Source organism: Anaeromyxobacter sp. PSR-1 (assembly GCF_000964525.1).
GTDB lineage: Bacteria > Myxococcota > Myxococcia > Myxococcales > Anaeromyxobacteraceae > Anaeromyxobacter.
On the sequence record NZ_BAZG01000074.1, the window covers coordinates 1 to 19,247 of the forward strand.

A 19,247-nucleotide genomic window follows, 5' to 3' on the forward strand; every position below is an offset into this window, starting at 1 on the left:
GTCGCCCGCCCCGGTGAGCCGGCGCAGCGCGGCGCGCGCGGTCGCGGGCACGAGCCGCGCGTCGAGCAGCCAGTCGGAGAAGGTCTCGCGGGCGACGCCGAGGTCCTGTGCCAGCGACGCCGCGCCGGTCTCCCGCGCCAGGACCGCGAGGCCGCTCTCCAGCGCCGCCTCGCACGCCCGGCGCAGGCGCGCCGGCTCGGACGCGAGCCCGGGGGCGAGGTCGGTCGGGTGCCAGGCGCCGCCGGGGTGCCAGGCGATCGCCTCGCGGGGCCGCCCGCCCGGCCCGAAGCGGAGCGCCAGCACCGCGCCGTCCGCGCCGCGCGCGAACGGCAGCGCGTCCGGCAGCAGCTCACCCCCGCGCACCACGCCCGCACCCGGCTCGAGCAGCGCCTCCGGCTCCACCGTCTCGTCGAACGGGCCGAGCCCGCCGGGGAGGAACAGCCCGCGAGGGAGCTGCAGGTGCAGCGCGCGCTCGACGGCGGCCAGTGCGCGGTCCGCGGAGTGCATGCCAGGATGGTAGCCATCCCGGCGGGAGCGCGCTTCTTCTCACGGGGCTGCGCCCCGCCCCACGGAGCCGAGCTCCGTGGGGCCCCACCCTGCTCGCCGGGGCCCGTGCGCCGCCGCGGACGGCTTCGCCGCGCGCGCGGCGGCGCCCCGGCGGGCGCGCTTCGCTCGCCGGGCGCCCCCGCTCCCGCTACATCGAGCGTGACACCAGCACGATCCCGCAGCCCTGCCAGGTGAACATCAGGCCCGCGTCGGCGTACTCGCCGGTGGTCGGCATGCCGGGCGCGCGATCGGTCCAGACGCGGCGCAGCTCCAGCGTGCCGCCGGTGATGCAGCCGTTGCCGTCGTGCTCGAGGGCGAGGTCGGCGAGCGTGGTGTAGGCGACGTGCATGCTCGCCTGCGCGGTGTGGATGGTGGCCGCGTTGTCGGAGCGGACGCGCCCGGCGACCGTCGCGGTGCCGAACGTCAGGTTGCCGGTGAGGTGCGAGGAGACGTCGAGGTCGTACGTGTCGCCCACGCTGTGGAGCGCGCTGGTGACGTCCCAGGCGAGGGTGGCGCCGTCACGCGCGAACCAGCCGTTCACCGACAGCTGATCGAGGCCCATGGTGATGGTGCAGCCGGAGTACGAGATCCGGCCCGTCGTCACGGTCACGCACCCGGGGTCGTCGAAGCCGGTCAGGTCCGCCGCGGGGCGCACGGTCGTCACGGCCCGCTCGATGCCGGCCGCGCGGAGCGCGGCCACCGCGACGGTGGCGCTGCCCCAGGCCTGCGACGCCATCGCGTCCGCCAGCCCGGCGACCGACGAGCCGTCGCTGCTCGTGCCCGACTGGACGAGCTGCGCGTCGGCCGCGCTGCCCTGGGCCAGGTCGGCCGCGGCCTGCTCCTCGAGCGTCGCCGCGCCCGCCGCACCGTACGTGAACTTCCTCGAGGCGGGGTCCGCCGCCTCGTCACCGCCACCGCAGGCCATCGCCGCCGCGCACAGGGCGGCGATCGTGAGCTTTCGCATGAGAGTCCCCATCGGCGTTCGCCGGTCGTGAAGCCGATCGCGTAGCACGCGTCACCGCCGGGAGGGCAGCCCCCGAAGCGTGCGGGGACGGAGGCCCGACCTCCGCCCACAGGCGGCCGGGTACGACACGGTGGGTGAAGCGCCGCCACCTCGCGGCGCGGGGCCGCGGGCGGCGCGGCGCGTCAGCCGAGGAACAGGTCCGGCATCAGCTCGGCGCCGGGCTCGACCGCGTAGCGCGACAGGTCGGTGATCCCGGCCTCGCGCAGCACCTCGTCGTCGATGAAGAAGTTGCCGGTGCAGCCGCGGGCCGGGCGGCGGAGGATCTCCATGGCCGCGTCCGCGACGATCTCGGGCGTGCGCCCGTGGCGGGCGGTCTCGTCGCCGCCGAGGAGGTTCAGCGCGGCGGTGGCGATCACGGTGCGCGGCCAGAGCGCGTTCACCGCGATGCCCTGGTCGCGCAGCTCCTCGGCCATGCCCAGCACGCACATGCTCATGCCGTACTTCGCCATGGTGTAGGCGAGGTGGTTCGCGAACCAGCGCGGCTCCATCGAGAGCGGCGGCGACAGGTTGAGGATGTGCGGGTTCGCGGCGCGGGCCAGGTGCGGGATGCAGGCCTGCGAGACGGCGAACGTGCCGCGCGCGTTCACGCCGTGCATCAGGTCCCAGCGCTTCATGGGCGTGTCCACCGTGCCCGCCAGGAAGATCGCGCTGGCGTTGTTCACGAGCACGTCGATCCCGCCGAACCGCTCGACCGCGCGGGCCACCGCCGCCGCGATCTGCGCCTCCTCGCGGATGTCGCACTCCACCGCGAGCGCGCGCCCGCCGGCGCGCTCCATCTCCTCGGCCGCGTCGTGGATGGTGCCGGGGAGCTTCGGGTGCGGGGCCGAGGTCTTCGCGGCCACCACCACGTTCGCGCCCTGGCGGGCGGCGGCCACGCCGATGGCGCGCCCGATCCCCCGGCTCGCGCCGGTGATGAACACGGTCTTGTCTTTCAGTGAAGTCATGGCGGCCTCGGGCTGGGGGTCGAACCCTTATTCAGGGTCCTGCCACGGCGCGTCAACGGGTCGCTCGGGGCGGCGCTGCGCCCGCGATCCCACCGCGATATCGGTGCGGCCGAAGCGCGCGCCGTCCCTCGCGTCCCTCCCACCGGTCGCGTGTGGGACAACGCCCACCCCCACGGCTCCAGATCCGATCCTGAACGCCGGCCCAGGCACGTCCGGGCGCGCCGGGGCGACCGTTGACTTCCCCGGCCGATGTCCGTAGATCCGAACCGTCCGGTGGGAGAAAGTGGCAAAAAGCGGATCCCGGCGGGAAGATCGGCCAGCCCGTGTTCTTCGGAACCTTCAACCACGCGATCGACGCGAAGGGGCGCACCAGCCTCCCCGCGAAGTTTCGCGAGGCGCTGGCCGCGGCCGGGGAGCCGCGCATCGTGCTCATGCAGTACCCGCACTGGCGGGCGGTGCAGGCGCTCCCGCAGTCGGTCTGGAACGAGCTGGTGAAGAAGGTGATGGAGGCCTCGCCCCTCGACGCGCGGTGGCAGCGCAACGTGCTCAAGTTCGTCTCGAGCGCGCACGAGGTGGACCTCGACGTCCACGGCCGCGTGCTGGTCCCGCCGCCGCTCCGCGAGTGGGCGGGCCTGCAGAAGGACGTCGTCTGGGTGGGGATGGGACGGACCATCCACCTGTACGACCGGGCGGCCTACGACGAGCAGATGTCCGCGGAGATCCCGGCGGACCAGGTGGTGGACTTCTTCAGGACGGCGTAGCGGGCGAAGGGGAACGGGCAATGTACGAGGCGCGCAACCAGGACGAGGTCACGGTGATCCGCTGCGTGGGCGAGCTCACGCGCGACGAGCTGTCCGCCATCGCGGGGCTGGCGCAGCGCGCCCGCCGCGAGGGCCGGATGGTGGTGGTGGACCTGAAGCGCGTCACGCACCTGCACTACGCGGGCGCGGCGCTCCTGAAGGCCATCCCCGGCCTGCGCGCCGCGGGGGCCAGCCGCTACGTGCGCGACCTGGTCCACGCCGGCGGCGCGGGCGGCTACGTGGAGCTGTACGGCGACGTGGAGGAGGCCGTCCGGGCGGCGTGAGCGCGGACTTTCGCCATGAGCCGGTACTCGCGAAAGAGGTCCTGGAGCTCCTGCGCCCCCGGCCGGGCGAGCTGTTCCTCGACGGCACGCTCGGCGGCGGCGGGCACTCCGGCCTGCTGCTCGAGGCGGGGGCGCGCGTGATCGCCCTCGACAAGGATCCCCGCGCGCTCGCCGCGGCCACCGCCCGGCTCGCCCGCTTCGGCGAGGCGTTCCGCGCGGTGCGCTCCGACTTCCGCGACGCGAAGAACGTGCTCGAGGCGCTCGGCATCGGCGCGGTGGACGGCGCGCTGGTGGACCTGGGCGTCTCCTCGCCCCAGCTCGACGAGGCGGAGCGCGGCTTCTCCTTCTCGCGCCCCGGCCCGCTCGACATGCGCATGGGCGACACCGGCGAGACGCTGGAGGACCTGCTGCGCCGCATCGACGAGCGCGAGCTGGCCCGCATCCTGCGCGAGTACGGCGAGGAGCCGTTCGCGCGGCCGGTGGCGCGCGCCATCAAGGCGGCCCTGGACTCGGAGGCGCCGCTCGACACCGCGCGGCTCGCCGAGGTGGTGGCCGGCGCCATCCCGCGCAAGGCCTGGCCGCACCGGATCCACCCGGCCACCCGCACCTTCCAGGCGCTGCGCATCGCGGTGAACGACGAGCTGGGCGCGCTGGCGGCGTGGCTGGACGGCCTGCCCGGCGTGCTCGCGCCGGGCGGCCGCGCCGCGGCCATCTCGTTCCACTCGCTCGAGGACCGGATGGTGAAGGAGAAGTTCCGGGCGCTGACGCAGGCCTGCACCTGCCCGCCGGACCTGCCGGTGTGCGCCTGCGGGGCGAAGGCCTCGTTCGCGGCCATCACCCGCAAGGCGGTCAAGGCGTCCGACGAGGAGATCGCGCGCAACCCGCGCGCCCGGAGCGCGCGGCTGCGCGCGGTGGAGAAGCTGCGATGAGCGCCCGCGCCTCCGCGCGCCGCGGCGCCCCCGGCCTCCCCGGCGCGCGCCTGGCCGGCGAGATCGCGCTCGCGGCCGCGCTGCTCGCGGCGCTGGGCGTGTTCCACATCTGGTCGCGCACGCGCGTGGTGGCCGCGGGCTACGCGCTCGGCGAGCTGCAGAAGCAGCACGCCGAGCTGGTGGCCGCGCAGGACCAGCTGCGCATCGAGCTGGAGATGCTCCGCTCGCCCGGGCAGCTGGAGCGGGCGGTGCACACGAGGCTTTCTGGGCTGGGCATGGCTCCGCCGGACCGCGGTGCGGTGTTGGCGGCAGGCCCGGGGCGTCCGCTGGACGCGCCGGGTAGGGCGGGCGTGGATGGGGTTGGTCACCCTCCTCGGCCGGCGGAGCCATCCCCTTCTGCTGGGCGGGCGGCGGCGGCGGGGCCTGCGGCGGCTCCCGGGGCGGCGTACGCGCTCCGGGGTCCGCTGCGGGCGGGCCGCGCGCCGCCGGGGGAGCCGTAGGCCGTGCGCGCCGGGCCGGACCCCCGCGCCGCGCGCTGGATCGCCATCCGCATCACCGTGTTCTCCGCCCTGCTCGCCGCCGGCCTGGCCGCGGTGGCGGGGCGGGTGTTCTGGCTGCAGGTGCTGCAGCGCGACGCGCTCGCCGGCGAGGCGGTGGACCAGTACCTGCGCGAGCTGGTGCTCCGGCCGCGGCGCGGCGTCATCACCGACCGCAGCGGCGTGCTGCTCGCGGGCAGCGCCGACGCGCAGTCCGCCTACGCCGACCCGAAGCTGCTCGCCGAGCACGACCGCTCCGGCGCCGCGGTCCGCCGCATCGCCCGGATCCTGAAGCAGGACCCGCGCGCGCTGCAGCGGAAGCTCGCCAAGGGCGGGCGCTTCGTGTGGCTGGAGCGGCGCATCCCGCCCGCCGAGGCGGCCGCGCTGCGCAGGTGGATCGACGAGGAGCGGGTGCGCGCGGTGCGGCTCGTCCCCGAGACGCGGCGCTACTACCCGAAGCTCGAGCTGGCCGCGCAGGTGCTCGGCGTGGTGGACGACGACGGCGCCGGCCGCGAGGGCGTCGAGCTGGCCGAGGACGAGCTGCTCCGGGGCGAGCCGGCGCGGGTGCCGTCGCTGCGCGACGGGCGCGGGCGGGTGGTGCTCGCCGACGCCCCCTCGCCCGGCCGCGAGCGCGAGGGCGCGCGGGTGGAGCTGACGCTCGACCAGGGGCTCCAGGTGGTGACGGAGCGGGCGCTGGCGCGGGCGGTGACCGGCTCGCGCGCGCTGTCCGGCACCGCCGTCGCCATGGACCCGCGCACCGGCGAGGTGCTGGCGCTCGCCAGCTACCCGGTCGCGAACGCGAACGCGCCGCGCACCGCGGACGCCATCCGCAACCGCCCGGTGACCGACGCGTTCGAGCCCGGCTCCACCATCAAGACGTTCGTGATCGCCGCGGCGCTCGACCGCGGCGCCGTCGGCCCGAAGGATCCGTTCGACTGCGGCGCCGGGCGCTGGCCGGTGGGCAGCCACGTCATCCACGACACGCACCCGGTGGGCTGGGCCGGCCCGTCGCGCATCCTGGTGGAGAGCTCCAACATCGGCGCGGCGCAGATCGGCGCGCGGCTCGGGCGCGAGGGCGTGCGCGACGCGCTGCTCGCGTTCGGCTTCGGCGAGCGCCCCGGGGTCGGCCTGCCCGGCGAGATCCGCGGCCAGGTGCAGCTGGCGCGCTCCGACATCGGCCTCGCCACGCAGAGCTTCGGCCAGGGCCCCATCACCGCCAGCCCGCTCCAGGTCACGACGGCGATGGCCGCGATCGCGAACGGCGGCGCGCTGGTGCGCCCGCGCCTGGTGAAGCGCGTGCTCGACCCGGCCACCGGGCAGGTGCTGGAGGCGCCCGCCGCCGAGGTGGTCCGGCAGGTGGTGCGCCCGGAGGTCGCCGCGATGGTGGGGCGGTGGCTGGTGGGCGTGGTGGAGGAGCCGAAGGGCACCGGGAAGCGCGCGCGGCTCGACGGCTGGCGCGCCGCCGGCAAGACCGGCACCGCCCAGAAGCCGGACCGCATCTCCGGCGGCTACTCCTCCGACCGGCACTACAGCTCGTTCGTGGGCTTCGCGCCCGCGGAGCAGGCGCGCATCGCCATCGGCGTGTTCATCGACGAGCCGCGCGGCGAGATCTACGGCGGCGAGGTGGCGGCGCCGGCGTTCCGCGAGATCGCCGAGTACGCGCTGCGGATGATGGGCGTGCCGCCGGATCCGTCGGCGGTGCGCACCCCGCCGCCCGCCGCGGTGGAGGTGGCGCAGGCGCCGGCCGCCGACGAGCCGCCGGAGCCGCCCGCGGTGGAGTGGGCCGACCGGCGCCAGGCCGCGATGCCCGCCGGCAGCGTGGCGGTCCCGGCGCTCGCCGGCCTCCCCATGCGCGCCGCCATCCGCCGCCTGGAGGAGCTCGACCTCGCCCCCGAGCCGAACGGCTCCGGCCGGGTGGTCGGCCAGGCGCCCGCCGCGGGCAAGGTGGTCGCGCGCGGCTCGCGGGTCCGGGTGACGCTCGCTCCGGCGGGATGATAGAAGGGGGCGCGCCGCCCGCGTGTCCCGCCGGACACGCCCGCGCGCAACCGGCCGGTCCTGCGGAGGAAAACGAGGCGGACGGCCGTTTGCATGGTATCTCCCGCGGTAAGCGACATGAGGCTCTCCACCGTCATCGCCGGCAGCGGCGCCCGCGGCGATCTCGCCGGCGATCCGGAGATCACGCGCGTCACCGGCGACTCGCGGGAGGTCATCCCGGGCGCGGCGTTCTTCGCGCTCCCCGGCGTCCAGCACGACGGCCACGCGTTCGCCGCCGAGGCGGCGCGGCGGGGCGCGGTCGCGGTGATCGCCGAGCGGCCGGTCGAGTGCGCCCCCGCCCGGCTGCTGCTGGCGCCGTCCGCCCGCCGCGCCATGGCCCTCGCCGCCGCCACCTTCTGCGGCCGGCCGGCCGAGCGCCTGCGCATGGCCGCGGTCACCGGCACGAACGGCAAGACCACCGTCACCTACCTCGTGGAGGCGTGCGCGCGCGCCGCCGCGGTGCCGGTGGGCGTCCTCGGGACCATCTCCTTCCGCTTCCCCGGCGCCGAGCGGCCGGCCAGCCACACCACCCCGGAGTCCACCGCCATCCAGGCGGTGCTGGCGGAGATGGTCGCGGCCGGCGCGCGGGACGCGGTGATGGAGGTGTCGTCGCACGCGCTCGCGCAGGAGCGGGTGGCCGGGATCCGCTTCCAGGCGGCGGGCTTCACCAACCTCACGCGCGACCACCTCGACTACCACCGCGACATGGACGCGTACTTCGCCGCGAAGCGCCGGCTCTTCACCGAGCACCTCGCGCCGGGCGGCACCGCGGTGATCAACGCGCGCGATCCCTGGGGCGCGCGCCTCGCCGACCAGCTCGGGCCGGGGCCGCGCGTCTGGCGCTACGGCGGCCGCGCCGGCGACGCGCTGCGCGCGCTCGAGGTGCGGACCGGCCTCGACGGCACCCGCGCGACCTTCGAGACGCCGGCCGGCGCGATCGCGATCCGCTCGCCGCTCGTCGGCCAGCACAACCTCGAGAACCTGCTCTGCGCCGCCGGCCTCGCGCTCGGCCTGGGCCTGCCGCCTGAGGCGGTCGCCCGCGGCCTCGCCGCCTCGCACGGCGCGCCCGGCCGGCTGGAGCGGATCGACGGCCGCGGCCTCTCGGTCTTCGTGGACTACGCGCACACCGACGACGCGCTGGCGCGCATGATCGCGGCGCTGCGCGGGCTCTCCCCGCGGCGCCTGGTGTGCGTGTTCGGCTGCGGCGGCGACCGCGACCGGGGCAAGCGCCCGCTCATGGGCGCGGCCGCGGCGGCCGCCGACCTCGCCATCGTGACGAGCGACAACCCGCGCACCGAGGACCCGCTCGCGATCATCGCCGACGTGCTGCCCGGCCTGGACCGCGCCGGGAAGCCCGCCATCCCGGCCGCCCGCGCGCGCGCCGGCGCGGACGGCTACGTAGTGGAGCCGGACCGGCGCGCCGCCATCGCGCTCGCGGTGGAGTGCGCGCGCGAGGGCGACGCGGTGCTCGTCGCCGGCAAGGGGCACGAGGACTACCAGCAGGTGGGCGCGGAGAAGCGCCCCTTCTCCGACCGCGACGAGGCGCGCAAGGCGCTCGGGATCGCATGACCACTCCCCGCTTCACGTCAGACGAGCTCGCGGCCGCCACCGGCGGCCGCTGGCTCGGCGCCCCGCCGCCCGCGGTGGACGGCGTCTCCACCGACACCCGCACGCTGGCCGCGGGGCAGCTCTTCGTGGCGCTGAAGGGCGAGCGCTTCGACGCGCACGATCACCTGGAGGCCGCCGCCGCCGCCGGCGCCGCCGCGCTGGTCGTGTCCGAGGCCTGGGCCGCCGCGCACCCCGCCCCGCCGCGCCCCGCGCTCGCGGTGGCCGACACCCTGGCCGCGCTCGGCGCGCTCGCCCGGCACCACCGCTGCCGCTTCGGCATCCCGGTCATCGGCGTCACCGGCTCGAACGGCAAGACCACCACGCGCGAGATGATCGCGGCCATCCTGGCCACCCGCGGCCCGGTGCTGAAGACCGAGGGCAACCTGAACAACGAGGTGGGCGTCCCGCTCACGCTGTTCGGCCTGGACGACTCGCACGCGACCGCGGTCATCGAGATGGGCATGAACCACCCCGGCGAGATCGCGCGGCTCGCCGCCATCGCCCAGCCGCAGGTGGGCGTCGTGACGCTGGCCGCGCCCGCCCACCTGGAGGGGCTCGGCACGGTGGACGCGGTGGCGGACGCGAAGGCCGAGCTGTACGAGGGGCTGCCGGCCGGCGGGATCGCGGTGGTGAACGCGGACGACGCGCGCATGCTGAAGCGCGGCGTCGCCTCGGGCCGCCGCATGCTCACCTTCGCCTCCGGCCGCGGCCGGCGCGGCGACGTGGTGGTGCTGGAGGTCCTCTCGCAGTCGGTGGAGGGGCTCCGCTTCGTGCTCGGCGTCGGCAACCGCGAGGTGCCGGTGCACATCCCCGGCCTCGTCGGCGCGCACAACGCCCGCAACGCCGCGGCCGCCGCCTGCGCGGCCATCGCGGTGGGCTTCACCGATCGCGAGATCGCGCAGGGCCTGGCCGCGGTCCGGCCGGTGGGCCGCCGGCTCCGCCTCGAGCGCCTCCCGTCCGGCGTCCAGCTGGTGGACGACTGCTACAACGCGAACCCGGCCTCGATGTCGGCCGCGCTGGAGGTCCTGCGCGACCTCGCCGCCGCCCCGGGCGCGCGCGCGGTCGCGGTGCTCGGGGACATGCTCGAGCTGGGGACCTTCGAGGCGGAGGCGCACCGCGCGCTGGGCGCCGAGGCGGCCGCCGCCGGCGTGGCGGTGCTGGCCGCGTTCGGGCCGCGCGCCCGCGCCACCGCCGAGGCGGCCCGCGCGGCCGGCCTCGCCGAGACCTTCCACACCGAGGACCTGGACCGCCTCGTCGCGTTCGTGCGCGAGCGGCTCCGTCCCACCGACGTCCTGCTCGTGAAGGGGAGCCGCGGCATGAAGCTCGAGCGGCTCGTCGAGGCCCTGCGCTAGATGCTCTACCACCTCCTCTACCCGCTGGCCTACAAGCTCAGCCTCCTCAACGTCCTCCGCTACCCGTCCTTCCGCATCGTGGCGGCGGGGCTCACCGCGATGGTGCTGGGCCTGCTGCTCGGGCCGATCTTCATCGAGCGGATGCGGGTGCTCCAGTACGGCTCGACCAACGTCCGCGAGGACACGCCGGACACGCACAAGAAGAAGGCCGGCACGCCGTCGATGGGCGGCGCACTGATCCTGGCCTCGGTCGCGATCGCCACGCTGCTGTTCGCCGACCTGACCAACCGCTTCGTGTGGGCGGCCCTGCTCGTGACGCTGGGCTACGGCGCCATCGGCTTCACCGACGACTGGCTCAAGATCTCGAAGAAGAACTCGAAGGGCCTGGCCGGCAAGAAGAAGCTCGTGCTGCAGGTGCTGGTGGTGGTGGTGGTCTACTACGCCTGCCTCACCGACTGGCGCTTCCACGTCGAGCACCGCTTCCCCTGGGTGTTCGTGGGCAGCTACGTGGACCTCCACGTCACCCTGCCGTTCGTGCCCTCCCGGATCTTCAACCCGGACCTCGGCTTCCTCTACCTGCCGTTCATGGTGTTCGTGGTGATCGCCACCTCGAACGCGGTCAACCTGACCGACGGCCTGGACGGCCTCGCCATCGGCCCGACCATCGTCTCGGCCATGACGTTCCTGGCGCTCTCCTACGTGGCGGGCGCCACCATCGCCGGGTTCAGCCTGGCCGAGTACCTGCGGGTGCCGTACATCCCGGGCGCGGAGGAGCTGGGCGTGTTCTGCTCGGCCATCTTCGGCGCCGGCGTGGCGTTCCTCTGGTACAACACCTATCCGGCGTCGGTGTTCATGGGCGACGTGGGCTCGCTCGCCCTGGGGGGCGGCCTCGGCATGATGGCGGTGCTCACCAAGAACGAGTTCGCGAGCGCCATCCTGCACGGCGTCTTCCTGACCGAGACGGTGAGCGTCATCCTCCAGGTCTGGTCCTTCAAGACCACCGGCAAGCGCATCTTCCGGATGGCGCCCATCCACCACCACTACGAGCTGAAGGGGTGGGCGGAGCCGAAGATCATCGTCCGCTTCTGGATCATCTCGGTGATGCTGGCGCTGGTGGCGCTGCTCTCCATCAAGCTGAGGTAGCCGTGGCCGCACCGGAGCTGAAGGGCACCAGGGTGACGGTGGTGGGGCTCGCGAAGAGCGGCGTGGCCGCCGCGCGGCTCTGCGCCCGCGAGGGCGCGCGCGTCACCGTCACCGACCGCCGCGGCGAGGCCGAGCTGGGCGGCGCGCTCGCCGCGCTCCCGGCGTCGGTCACCCGCCGCCTGGGCGGCCACGACCCCGCCGACTTCACCGGCGCCGACCTGGTGGTGGCGTCGCCGGGCGTGCCGCTCGCGAACCCGGAGATCCAGGAGGCGCGGCGGCGCGGGGTGCCGGTGTGGGGCGAGGTCGAGCTGGCCGCGCGCTTCCTGGGCGGCCTGCCGATCGTCGGGGTCACCGGGACGAACGGCAAGTCCACCACCACCGCGCTCACCGGCGCGCTGCTCGCCCGCGACCGGCGGACGTTCGTGGGCGGGAACCTGGGCACGCCGCTCTCCGAGCTGGCCCTCTCCGGCGAGCCGGCCGACGCCGCGGTGGTCGAGCTGTCCTCGTTCCAGCTCGAGGGGATCGAGCGCTTCCGCGCCCGGGTGGCGGCGGTCCTGAACGTCACCCCGGACCACCTCGACCGCTACGCCGACGTGGACGCGTACGCGGCCGCGAAGGCGCGCCTGTTCGCGACCCAGGAGCCGGACGACGTGGCCGTCGCGAACGCGCGCGACCCGCGGGCGCTCGCCATGGCCGGCGCCTCGCGCGGCGACCTGCACACCTTCGGCTTCGGCGCGCCCGCGCCCGCCTCGGCGCGCGACGAGGGCGGCGAGCCCGGCCCGGAGGGGACGGCCATCTGGTTCACGCCGCGCGGCCGCGCGCCGGAGCGCTACCAGCTCCGCAACCGCGCGCTGCGCGGCCGCCACAACCGCGAGAACGCCATGGCCGCGGTGCTCTGCGCGCGCCTGATGGGCGTGCCGGGCGAGGCGGTCCAGGCCGGGCTCGACGCGTTCCCCGGCCTGCACCACCGGCTCGAGCTGGTCGCCGAGGGGCGCGGCGTGGAGTGGGTGAACGACTCCAAGGCCACCAACGTGGACTCCACCTTCGTCGGCCTGGCCGCGTTCCCGTCCGGCGCCCCGCGCGTGGTGCTCATCATGGGCGGCCGCGGCAAGAAGGCGCCCTACGCGCCGCTGCGCCCGCTGTTCGGCGGGCGGGTGAAGGCGCTGCTCACCATCGGGGAGGACGCGCCCGCCATCGAGCGGGAGCTGGGCGACCTCGCGCCCACCGAGCCGTGCGGCGACCTGGCCGGCGCGGTCCGCCGGGCGGCGGTCCTCTCGGGGCCGGGCGACGTGGTGCTGCTCTCCCCCGCCTGCGCCAGCTACGATCAGTTCGCGAACTACGAGGAGCGCGGCGAGGCCTTCCGCCGGCTCGCGACGGAGCAGGCGCGATGAGGCTCTTCCGCCACGCCCGGGACGAACGCGCGCCCGAGGCGCCGCGGGCGGGCGCGCCCGGCTTCGACCCGCTCCTGCTCGCGGCGGTGCTGCTGCTCGTCGCGCTCGGCCTGGTGATGGTCTACTCGGCGAGCGCGGTGGAGGCGGGCCGCCGCCTGGGCGACGAGTTCTACTACCTGAAGCGGCAAATGGTGGCGGTCGCCATCGGCCTGGCCGGCATGGCCGCGGCGCTGCGGGTCGGCTACCGCCGGCTCGCGACGGTGGCGTACCCGGTGCTCGCCGCCACGCTGGCGGCGCTGGTGCTGGTGAAGCTGGTGGGCCGCACCGCGGGCGGCGCGCAGCGCTGGATCCCGCTCGGCCCGGTGAACCTGCAGCCCGCCGAGCTCGCCAAGGTCGCGCTGGTCCTCTACCTCGCGCACTCGCTCTCGCGGAAGCAGTCCAAGATGCGGATGTTCTCCATCGGCCTGCTGCCGCACCTGCTCGTCACCCTGCTCATGGTGGGCCTGTGCCTGTGGCAGAAGGACCTCGGCACCGGCTTCATCCTGTTCATGGTGCTGTTCGCGATGCTGTTCGCGGCCGGCGCGCGGGTCTCGTACCTCGTGGCGGCGGGCCTCGTGGCCGCGCCCGTCGCCTGGCACTTCATCAAGTCCACCGAGTACCGCTACCAGCGGTGGCTCGCCTTCATGAACCCCGAGCAGTACAAGACCACCTTCGGCTTCCAGCTCTGGGAGTCGCTGCTCGGCACCGCGAACGGCGGGTGGCTGGGGCAGGGGCTGGGCCAAGGCAAGGGCAAGCTGTACTTCCTGCCCGCCGCGCACACCGACTTCATCGCCGCGGTGCTGGCGGAGGAGACGGGGCTCCTCGGGATGGCGCTCCTGCTGGTGCTCTACGGCGTGGTCCTCTGGCGCGGCACCCGCGCCGCGCTGCGCGCGCCGGACGCGTTCGGCTGCTACGCCGCCCTGGGCGTCACCGCGCTCGTCGGCACGCAGGCGCTCGTCAACCTGGCGGTGGTGTTCGGCCTCGCGCCGACCAAGGGGCTCACCCTGCCCTTCGTCTCCTACGGCGGCAGCTCCATCATGACGCTGCTCGCCGCGACCGGCCTGCTCCTCTCGGTGAGCGGCGAGCGCGGCGGCTTCCTCACCCGGGCGCCCGCGGCGGTGCGGGTGGGCGCGCCCATCGGCGGGGCGCCGCGCCTGTCGGCGGCCCGCGCGGAGGACGCGTCATGAGGATGATGGTGGCGGGCGGCGGCACCGGCGGGCACGTGTTCCCCGGCATCGCGCTCGCGGAGGAGGTGGTCACGCGCCACCCCGCCAACGACGTGGTCTTCGTGGGCACCGCCCGCGGGCTGGAGGCGTCGGTGGTCCCGGCCGCCGGCTTCCCCATCGAGCTCATCGAGGTGAAGGGGCTGAAGGGCAAGGGCCTCCTGGGCGCGCTGCTCAACCTGCTGCTCCTCCCCCGCGCGTTCCTGCAGTCCTGGCGCATCCTCAGGCGCTGGCGGCCGGACGTGGTGGTGGGGGTGGGCGGCTACGCCAGCGGGCCGGTGGTGCTCACCGCCTGGGCCATGCGCATCCCCACCGCGGTGCAGGAGCAGAACGCGATCGCGGGCCTCACCAACCGGCTCCTGGGACGCGTGGTGAAGGCCGCGTTCACCGCGTTCCCCGAGGCGGCCCGGCACTTCGCGGCGCGCAAGGTCTACCAGCTCGGCAACCCCATCCGCCGGCGGCTGATGGAGAACTACATGCGGCCCGAGTCCGCGCACGGCGTGCCGCGGCTGCTCGTGTTCGGCGGCTCGCAGGGCGCGCACGCGCTCAACATGCGCGTGATCGAGGCGCTGCCGCACCTGGCCGACCTGCGCGAGCGGATCCAGATCACCCACCAGACCGGCGCGCGCGACCGCGAGTACGTCGAGAAGGGCTACCGCGCCTGCGGGTTCACCCCGGACGTGCGCGAGTTCATCGACGACATGAGCGCGGCGTACGCGGGCTGCGACCTGGTGGTGTGCCGCGCCGGCGCGACCACGCTGGCCGAGCTGACGGTCTGCAAGAAGCCGTCGATCCTGGTCCCCTTCCCCGCCGCCGCCGACAACCACCAGGTGAAGAACGCGCGCAGCCTGGTGGACGCGGGCGCGGCGGTGATGATCGAGGAGCGCGACCTCACCGGCGAGGTGCTGGCCCGCGAGATCCGCGACATCCTCGACGCGCCGGAGCGCCGCGAGCGGATGGCGCGGGCCGCGGGCCGGCTGGGCAGCCCGCAGGCCGCCAAGGAGATCGCCGACGTGTGCATGGAGCTGGTCCGCCGCCGCTGGGGCTCGCCCTTCGGCCAGGCGCGCGAGCCCGGGCAGAAGCCCGCGCGCCCGCCGGATCTCGCGTCGTAGCGCCCGAGGAGCGTCCCGACACATGAGCCTCTTCCGTTCCAGGCAGGCCAAGATCCACTTCGTGGGCGTGGGCGGCATCGGCATGAGCGGCATCGCCGAGGTGCTGCTCAACCTCGGCTACGCCGTCTCCGGCTCCGACCTGCGCGAGTCCGAGACCACCCGGCGGCTGGCCGGGCTGGGCGGCCGCATCTCCTACGGCCACGCCGCCGAGAACGTGCTGCAGGTGGACGTGGTGGTGATCTCGTCCGCGGTGAAGCGCGACAACCCGGAGGTGCTGGAGGCGCGGCGGCGGAAGATCCCGGTCATCCCGCGCGCCGAGATGCTGGCCGAGCTGATGCGCCTCAAGTACGGGGTCGCCATCGCCGGCTCGCACGGCAAGACCACCACCACCTCGATGGCGGCGCACCTGCTCGCGCACGCCGGCCTGGACCCGACCGCGGTAGTGGGCGGCAAGGTGAACGCGTTCGGCTCGAACGCCAAGCTGGGCAAGGGCGACTACATGGTGGTGGAGGCGGACGAGTCCGACGGCTCGTTCCTGCGCATCCCGCCCACCATCGCGATCGTCACCAACATCGACCCGGAGCACCTCGACCACTGGAAGACCCCGGACGCGCTGCGCCGCGGCTTCGTGGACTTCGTGAACCGGGTGCCGTTCTACGGGCTCGCCATCCTGTGCATCGACCACCCCACCGTGCAGTCGATCCTGCCGGACGTGGAGAAGCGCGTGGTCACCTACGGCGAGAGCCACCAGGCCGACTACCGGGCCGAGGCCATCGAGCTGTCCGGCCACGCGGTCCGCTTCGACGCGTTCCGGCGCGACGAGGCGCTGGGGCGCTTCGAGGTGGCCATGGTGGGCCGCCACAACGCGCTCAACGCGCTCGCGGTGATCGCGCTCGGCGACGAGATGGGCATCCCGCCGCTCGTGACGCGCGAGGCGCTCCGCAGCTTCCAGGGCGTGCAGCGGCGCTTCACCGTGCGCGGCGAGGTGGCGGGCGTCACGGTGGTGGACGACTACGGCCACCACCCGGCCGAGGTGAAGGCCACGCTGCAGGGCGCGCGCGAGGCGTTCAAGCGGCGCGTGGTCTGCCTGTTCCAGCCGCACCGCTACACCCGCACGCGCGACCTCATGGCCGAGTTCGCGACCGCGTTCAACGACGCGGACGTGCTGCTGCTCACCGACATCTACGCCGCCGGCGAGGAGCCCATCCCGGGCGCGACCGCCGCGAACCTGGCGGAGGCCATCCGCGCCTGGGGCCACCGCGACGTGACGGTGGTCCCCCGCGCCGAGCTGGCCCGCGCCGCGAAGGAGCGGGTCCGCCCCGGCGATCTCGTCCTCACGCTCGGCGCCGGCGACGTGACCGCCGCCGGCCCGGAGCTCCTGGCGCTGCTCGAGCGATGAGCGCCCCCTCCCCCGGCGCGCGGGCCCGCCCGGCCTCCCGCACATGACCTGGCGCGACGAGATCGTCCGCCGCGTGCGCGGCGAGCACCTGCCGGACGCGCCGCTCGCGCCGCGCACCGCCGTGCGGGTGGGCGGGCCGGCCGACCTGCTCTGCCGCCCCGCCGACGCCGACGCGCTCGCGGCGCTGCTCCGCGCGGTGCGCGAGCTGGGCGTGCCGCTCTCGGTGCTGGGGGGCGGCGCGAACACGCTGGTCGCGGACGCGGGCGTGCGCGGGGTGGTGCTCCGGCTCCCGCAGGACTTCCCGGGCGAGTCCACCCAGGGTGACACGCTGGTCCTGTCCGCCGGCGCGCCCATCTCGCGCCTGCCGGCGCGGGCGCACGCGCGCGGCCTCGTCGGGATGGAGTTCCTGGGCGGCATCCCCGGGACGCTGGGCGGCGCGGCGGCCATGAACGCCGGCACGCGCCTCGGCGAGATGAAGGACGTGGTCACCCGCCTCGAGCTCGCCACCGCCGACGGCGCCGGCTTCGTGCCCGCGTCGGCGCTGGGCTACGCCTACCGCACCTGCCGCCTCCCGCCCGGCGCGGTGATCGCGCGCGTGGAGGTGCGGCTCCGGCCCGGCGACGTGGCCGCGAGCGAGGCGCTCATGCGCGAGGACCGCGAGCGCCGCCGCGCCACCCAGCCGCTCGACCGGCCCACCTTCGGCTCCACCTTCACGAACCCGCCGGGCGAGTACGCCGGGCGGCTCGTCGAGGCCGTCGGGCTGAAGGGGCACCGCGTCGGCAACGCCGTGTGGTCCCCGGTGCACGCGAACTTCGTGACCAACCTGGGCGGCGCGACCGCCCGCGACGTGCTCGCGCTCGTCCGGCTGGCGCGGGCACGGGTGAAGGAGCGGTTCGGGATCGCCCTCGAGACCGAGGTCCGGCTGATGGGCGAGTTCCCGCCGGAGGAGCTGGAAGGGCTGGACGGGCACGCCGCCGCGGGCGGCGGCCCCAGCGCGGCGAGCGGGGGCGCGCGCCCCCCGGAGGCGACATGAGCACGTGGACGGGCAAGAAGGTGGCGGTGCTGTACGGCGGGCGCTCCAGCGAGCGCGAGGTGTCGCTCAAGACCGGCGCCGCCTGCGCCGACGCGCTCCGGCAGAAGGGGCACGACGTGGTGCTGGTGGACGTGGACCTCGAGGTGGCGGCGCGGCTCCGCGCCGAGCGGGTGGAGGTCGCGTTCGTGGCGCTGCACGGCCGCTGGGGCGAGGACGGCAGCATCCAGGGGCTGCTCGAGTCGATGGCCATCCCGTACACCGGCTCCGGCGTGCTCGCCTCGGCCATGGGCATGGACAAGACCGTGTCGAAGGCGATCTTCCGCTCGCTCGGGCTGGCCGTCGCCGACTACCGCGTGTTCCCGCGCGCCGCCGCCGGCTCGATCGGCGTGGGCGACCTGCCGTTCGGCCTGCCCTGCGTGGTGAAGCCCGCCGGCGAGGGCTCGTCGGTGGGCGTGCACCTCGTGAACGACGCCGCCGAGCTGGGCCCGGCCTGCCGCGACGCGGCCTCGTACGCCGGCGACGTCATCGTGGAGCGGTACGTCAAGGGCACCGAGGTGGACGTGGCGGTGCTGGACGGGAAGGCGCTCGGGGCGATCGAGATCGTGCCCGCGAACGCGTTCTACGACTACGCCGCGAAGTACACCGCCGGGACCACGAAGTACTTCTACCCGGCGCGCATCCCCGAGGCGCACGTCCGCGCCGTCATGGACGCGGCCGAGGCCGCGCACCGCGGCATCGGGTGCAGCGGCGTGACGCGCGTGGACTTCATCGTGGCCGGCGACGGGACGCCGTACATCCTCGAGGTGAACACGCTCCCCGGGATGACCGCGACCTCGCTCGTCCCGAAGATCGCCGCCGGGCTGGGCCTCTCCTTCCCGGACCTGTGCGACCGGATCCTCGACGGCGCGGCGCTGAAGAGCTGATCCGGCGGGGCTGCGCCCGTCACCGCGCCACGTACGTCTTCGCCTCGTGGCACGCCTTGGCGCAGGTCCCGCCGGTGGCGGTGCGCGTGAAGCCGAGCTCGAGCACGTACCCGCCGCTCCCGTAGGCCACGCGATCGCGCACGTGCCGCTCCTGCCTGGACGCGTGGGCGTCGTGGCAGGCCCGGCAGGTGAGGCCGCGCTCCCGGTCCACGTGCACCGCGTGCAGGTTCCGCGCGCCGTCGCGGAAGCGCGTGAACGTGGTGGTCTCGGCCTCCGAGACCAGCCGGTCGTTGTGGCAGCCGAAGCAGAGCGCGTAGCTGCGCCGGTCGTAGGGCGCGTACAGCTTGTCGGGCAGGTCCGCCACCAGCAGCCGCGGGTGGTCGCCGCCGTGGGTGCGGTGGCAGGCGCCGCAGTCGCGCTCGCGCACCGGCTCGTGCCAGACCGGGTTCTCCTCCAGCCAGCGGCGCATGTTGACCAGCGTCCGCCCGTCCGCCGCCTTCATGCCGTCCTTCGAGTGGCAGCCGACGCACAGCTCGAACGCGGGCGCCGTGAGCAGGGCCTCGTGGCGGGCCGCGTGGGGATCGTGGCAGCTCGCGCAGGCCCGCCCCTCGGTCACCGGGGCGTGCTTCACCGGCGCGGCGGCGGCCTGCGCCGCGACCCCGGGGTGGCAGCGGGCGCACAGCTCGGCCACCGGGGCCGCGAGCAGCGACGGGCCGGCGGCGTCGTGCGGGTTGTGGCAGGCGGTGCAGGAGCGGACGGCGGGCGCGTGCTTGAGCTTGCGCGCCATCACCTCCCGCATCTCCTCGTGGCACTCGAGGCAACCGGCGTTGACGCTGGCGTGGCGCAGAGGGCCCGGGCTGGCGCGGTCCGCCGAGCGGTGGCAGGCGGCGCAGTCCCCGGCCGCGTACGGCGCGTGGGTCGAGCGGG

Annotated in this window: 17 protein-coding genes and 1 pseudogene; 14 read left to right on the forward strand and 4 right to left on the reverse strand. The window is 75.4% G+C overall.

Features of this window, described 5'->3' with window-relative positions; translation table 11 throughout:
• The 3 genes and pseudogenes from PSR1_RS12455 to PSR1_RS12465 all read right to left on the reverse strand — a co-directional run.
• Window positions 1-507 (reverse strand): annotated as a pseudogene (locus PSR1_RS12455) (SMI1/KNR4 family protein); the annotation flags it as partial.
• A gap of 187 nt (window positions 508-694) precedes the next feature.
• The gene (locus tag PSR1_RS12460) at window positions 695-1,510 is read right to left on the reverse strand and encodes a hypothetical protein (protein WP_237757939.1); all 816 of its coding nucleotides are present in this window, start codon (window positions 1,508-1,510) and stop codon (window positions 695-697) included.
• A 182-nt stretch (window positions 1,511-1,692) separates the two neighbouring features.
• Window positions 1,693-2,514 carry an NAD(P)-dependent oxidoreductase gene (locus tag PSR1_RS12465; RefSeq protein ID WP_059437886.1) on the reverse strand — a complete coding sequence of 274 codons (822 nt, stop codon included), beginning with the start codon at window positions 2,512-2,514 and terminating at the stop codon, window positions 1,693-1,695.
• Window positions 2,515-2,837: 323 nt separating this feature from the next.
• Here PSR1_RS12465 and PSR1_RS12470 point away from each other — a divergent pair, with 323 nt between their 5' ends.
• From PSR1_RS12470 to PSR1_RS12535, 14 genes are all read left to right on the forward strand, one after another.
• The gene (locus PSR1_RS12470) at window positions 2,838-3,275 is read left to right on the forward strand and encodes a division/cell wall cluster transcriptional repressor MraZ (RefSeq protein WP_012527790.1); all 438 of its coding nucleotides are present in this window, start codon (window positions 2,838-2,840) and stop codon (window positions 3,273-3,275) included.
• A gap of 20 nt (window positions 3,276-3,295) precedes the next feature.
• Window positions 3,296-3,598, forward strand: coding sequence for an anti-anti-sigma factor (locus tag PSR1_RS12475; RefSeq protein ID WP_059437887.1), 303 nt, complete (start codon window positions 3,296-3,298; stop codon window positions 3,596-3,598).
• A complete protein-coding gene (rsmH, locus tag PSR1_RS12480) occupies window positions 3,595-4,527 on the forward strand; it encodes a 16S rRNA (cytosine(1402)-N(4))-methyltransferase RsmH (RefSeq protein ID WP_059437888.1) in 933 nt (310 codons plus the stop codon). The genes PSR1_RS12475 and rsmH overlap by 4 nt, the downstream gene beginning before the upstream one ends.
• Window positions 4,524-5,027, forward strand: a complete 504-nt coding sequence (locus PSR1_RS12485) for a hypothetical protein (RefSeq protein ID WP_059437889.1) — start codon at window positions 4,524-4,526, stop codon at window positions 5,025-5,027. The genes rsmH and PSR1_RS12485 overlap by 4 nt, the downstream gene beginning before the upstream one ends.
• Before the next feature lie 3 nt (window positions 5,028-5,030).
• Window positions 5,031-7,058 (forward strand): penicillin-binding protein, encoded by a 2,028-nt coding sequence (locus PSR1_RS12490; protein ID WP_059437890.1) that lies wholly within the window; start codon window positions 5,031-5,033, stop codon window positions 7,056-7,058.
• 117 nt (window positions 7,059-7,175) lie between these two features.
• Window positions 7,176-8,666 (forward strand): UDP-N-acetylmuramoyl-L-alanyl-D-glutamate--2,6-diaminopimelate ligase, encoded by a 1,491-nt coding sequence (locus tag PSR1_RS12495; protein WP_059437891.1) that lies wholly within the window; start codon window positions 7,176-7,178, stop codon window positions 8,664-8,666.
• Window positions 8,663-10,057 (forward strand): UDP-N-acetylmuramoyl-tripeptide--D-alanyl-D-alanine ligase, encoded by a 1,395-nt coding sequence (gene murF / locus PSR1_RS12500; protein WP_059437892.1) that lies wholly within the window; start codon window positions 8,663-8,665, stop codon window positions 10,055-10,057. The genes PSR1_RS12495 and murF overlap by 4 nt, the downstream gene beginning before the upstream one ends.
• Complete coding sequence (gene mraY, locus PSR1_RS12505) at window positions 10,058-11,200, forward strand: phospho-N-acetylmuramoyl-pentapeptide-transferase (protein WP_059437893.1); 1,143 nt, start codon at window positions 10,058-10,060, stop codon at window positions 11,198-11,200. It begins immediately after the preceding gene.
• Window positions 11,201-11,202: 2 nt separating this feature from the next.
• Window positions 11,203-12,591, forward strand: coding sequence for a UDP-N-acetylmuramoyl-L-alanine--D-glutamate ligase (gene murD / locus PSR1_RS12510; RefSeq protein ID WP_059437894.1), 1,389 nt, complete (start codon window positions 11,203-11,205; stop codon window positions 12,589-12,591).
• Entirely contained in the window at window positions 12,588-13,817 is a 1,230-nt protein-coding gene (gene ftsW, locus PSR1_RS12515; RefSeq protein ID WP_059437895.1) for a putative lipid II flippase FtsW, read from the forward strand. Before murD ends, ftsW begins: the two co-directional genes overlap by 4 nt.
• On the forward strand, window positions 13,814-14,965 hold the full coding sequence (murG, locus tag PSR1_RS12520; RefSeq protein WP_059437896.1) for an undecaprenyldiphospho-muramoylpentapeptide beta-N-acetylglucosaminyltransferase: 1,152 nt from the start codon (window positions 13,814-13,816) through the stop codon (window positions 14,963-14,965). The genes ftsW and murG overlap by 4 nt, the downstream gene beginning before the upstream one ends.
• A gap of 22 nt (window positions 14,966-14,987) precedes the next feature.
• Window positions 14,988-16,364 carry a UDP-N-acetylmuramate--L-alanine ligase gene (gene murC / locus PSR1_RS12525; RefSeq protein ID WP_059437897.1) on the forward strand — a complete coding sequence of 459 codons (1,377 nt, stop codon included), beginning with the start codon at window positions 14,988-14,990 and terminating at the stop codon, window positions 16,362-16,364.
• 43 nt (window positions 16,365-16,407) lie between these two features.
• Window positions 16,408-17,397, forward strand: a complete 990-nt coding sequence (gene murB / locus PSR1_RS12530) for a UDP-N-acetylmuramate dehydrogenase (RefSeq protein WP_059437898.1) — start codon at window positions 16,408-16,410, stop codon at window positions 17,395-17,397.
• The gene (locus tag PSR1_RS12535; protein ID WP_059437899.1) at window positions 17,394-18,320 is read left to right on the forward strand and encodes a D-alanine--D-alanine ligase; all 927 of its coding nucleotides are present in this window, start codon (window positions 17,394-17,396) and stop codon (window positions 18,318-18,320) included. The genes murB and PSR1_RS12535 overlap by 4 nt, the downstream gene beginning before the upstream one ends.
• A gap of 19 nt (window positions 18,321-18,339) precedes the next feature.
• Here PSR1_RS12535 and PSR1_RS12540 read toward each other — a convergent pair.
• On the reverse strand, window positions 18,340-19,247 hold a 908-nt coding region (locus PSR1_RS12540), incomplete at its 5' end, for a cytochrome c3 family protein (protein WP_059437900.1).